Annotated in this window: 3 protein-coding genes, 1 tRNA gene and 1 pseudogene; all 5 read left to right on the top strand. The window is 62.1% G+C overall.

What is annotated here, in order from left to right:
* The first annotated feature begins 115 nt into the window (after nucleotides 1-115).
* Nucleotides 116-192 (top strand) — tRNA-Asp (locus KBA48_RS32960).
* Nucleotides 193-644: 452 nt separating this feature from the next.
* Entirely contained in the window at nucleotides 645-1013 is a 369-nt protein-coding gene (locus KBA48_RS32955; RefSeq protein ID WP_292912894.1) for an NADH-quinone oxidoreductase subunit A, read from the top strand.
* 29 nt (nucleotides 1014-1042) lie between these two features.
* Nucleotides 1043-1597, top strand: a complete 555-nt coding sequence (locus KBA48_RS32950; protein WP_292912893.1) for an NADH-quinone oxidoreductase subunit B family protein — start codon at nucleotides 1043-1045, stop codon at nucleotides 1595-1597.
* Between the two features lie 28 nt (nucleotides 1598-1625).
* Nucleotides 1626-2270, top strand: a complete 645-nt coding sequence (locus tag KBA48_RS32945; RefSeq protein WP_292912892.1) for an NADH-quinone oxidoreductase subunit C — start codon at nucleotides 1626-1628, stop codon at nucleotides 2268-2270.
* 99 nt (nucleotides 2271-2369) lie between these two features.
* A pseudogene (locus KBA48_RS32940) lies at nucleotides 2370-2598 on the top strand (NADH-quinone oxidoreductase subunit D); the annotation flags it as partial.

Genomic DNA, 2598 nt, shown 5'->3' with positions numbered 1-2598 from the left:
CAGTTGGTTAGAGCGCCGGCCTGTCACGCCGGAGGCCGCGGGTTCAAGTCCCGTCACTCGCGCCACCCTTTGCGGTGGACCGTCCAGGAGAGGACGTTAACTTCTTCCGCCCTGCGCGGGTGTAGCTCAGTTGGTTAGAGCGCCGGCCTGTCACGCCGGAGGCCGCGGGTTCAAGTCCCGTCACTCGCGCCACTTCCTTTAAAAATGCGATCACGGATGGTCATCCCCCGACCAAAGTCGTGTTTTGAAAATCCCACTGCGGACATGGGCTTTAAATTCAGCATTCCCCATCCGGGAAGTGGCTGAATTTTTGTGTTTCCGAACGGTTTGCCGTCGCCATGCATTGGGCGCCGTTGAGTAATCCCTGCAACGCAAAGCTGGTTTGCCGCGACGCACCAATTGGCGGAACTGTCAGCATTTCCGGCCAGTTGCGAACGTTTCTCAGCCCCGAAAATGGCGTAATTCGCTTTCCTTCCGGTGTGGACGGGGCCTATATTCCCGTGGGCTCCGGGTTCCCCGGTGGCCTTCCTGGTCCATGAACCGCCCGCGGTTGCGACACAAACGATCCTCGGCCCGAGCCTGTCGGCCCGATGGTTTGCTGTGGCGCGGCGCCGGGCTGAACCGGTGTGACGATGTCCGATCCGATGTCCAACCCGCTGCTGGTGCAGTATCTGCCGATCCTGGTCTTCCTGGCCATCGCCACCGTCGTGGCGGGCGCGATGATCGCGGCCTCCCTGGTGGTGGGCAAGCAGAAGCCCGACGCCGAGAAGCTGTCGGCCTATGAGTGCGGCTTCGAGGCGTTCGAGGATGCGCGCAGCAAGTTCGACGTCCGCTTCTATCTGGTCTCGATCCTGTTCATCATCTTCGACCTGGAAGTGGCCTTCCTGTTCCCGTGGGCCGTCGCCCTGGGCGATATCGGCATGTTTGGTTTCTGGTCGATGATGGTGTTCCTGGGCATCCTGACCATCGGCTTCATCTATGAATGGAAGAAGGGGGCGCTGGAGTGGGAGTGATCCCGTCCGGCCAGCCTGGGAGCGATAAGATGAGCAGCAGCAACCTCGTCACCACGAACACCAGCCCCCTGCCGCCCGGTCCGGCGCAGGAGGCGTATCTGAACGCGGTCACCACCGAACTGAACGACAAGGGTTTCCTGGTCGCCAAGTATGATGACCTGCTGAACTGGGCACGTACCGGTTCGCTGTGGCCCATGACCTTCGGTCTGGCCTGCTGCGCCGTGGAAATGATCCACGCCTATATGGCGCGCTATGACCTTGACCGGTTCGGTGTGATCCCGCGCCCCAGCCCGCGCCAGTCCGACGTGATGATCGTGGCCGGCACGCTGTGCAACAAGATGGCCCCGGCCCTGCGCAAGGTCTATGACCAGATGGCGGAGCCGCGCTGGGTGATCTCGATGGGTAGCTGCGCCAATGGCGGCGGCTACTATCACTATTCCTATTCGGTGGTGCGCGGCTGCGACCGCATCGTGCCCGTCGACATCTATGTGCCCGGTTGCCCGCCCACGGCGGAGGCGCTGGTTTACGGCATTCTGCAATTGCAGAAGAAGATCAAGGGCGGTAACCGCCTGATCCGCGCCTGACCTTGGTTATTGGACGAGGACGCTTAGGATGAGCGACGAGGCCCTCAAGGAACTCGGTGACTATATCGGCAACGCCCTGGGCGCCGCCGTCGTGAAGACCGAGATCGCCCATGGCGAGCTGGCTGTGACCCTGACGCGCGCCGCGCTGTTCAAGGGCATCCAGTTCCTGCGCGACGATTCGACCACCCATTGCGAGATGCTGGCCGACATTGCCGGTGTGGATTATCCCAGCCGCGAGGAGCGGTTCGAGGTGGTCTATAACCTGCTCTCGGTGAAGCATAATCACCGCATCCGCGTGAAGGTGGCGACGGACGAGGACACGCCGGTGGCCTCCATCGTCTCGCTTTATCCGGTGGCCGGCTGGTTCGAGCGTGAGGCCTGGGATCTCTACGGCATCTTCTTCGCCGACAATCCCGACCTGCGCCGCATCCTGACCGACTATGGGTTCGAGGGTCATCCGCTGCGCAAGGATTTCCCGCTGACCGGCTTTGTCGAGCTGCGCTACGACGCTGAACAGCGCCGCGTGGTCTATGAGCCGGTGAAGCTGACGCAGGATTTTCGCAGCTTCGACTTCCTGTCGCCCTGGGAAGGGATGACGGATGTGCAGTTGCCGGGCGATGAGAAGGCCGTTATCCCGCTGGCGGCACGTCCCGCCATCGCGGACAAGCGTTAAGGGGGCCAGGAAATGGCAACGACCAACGTCGCGACCGAAACCGGGCTGTCCCTGTCGGCACCAGCCACCCAGGGCGAGGTGCAGATCAAGCCCTTGACCATGAATTTCGGTCCCCAGCATCCGGCCGCCCACGGCGTGCTGCGTCTGGTGATGGAAATGGATGGCGAGATCGTGGAGCGTGCCGATCCGCATATCGGCCTGCTGCACCGTGGCACTGAAAAGCTGATCGAGTACAAGACCTATACCCAGGCGACGCCCTATTTCGACCGGCTGGACTATGTGTCGCCGATGTCAATGGAGCATGCCTGGGTGCTGGCGGTCGAAAAGC

Origin of the sequence: Niveispirillum sp. (assembly GCF_017996735.1) — a bacterium.
Taxonomy (GTDB): Bacteria; Pseudomonadota; Alphaproteobacteria; order Azospirillales; family Azospirillaceae; genus Niveispirillum.
This window is presented reverse-complemented; position numbering and strand designations above follow the sequence as displayed.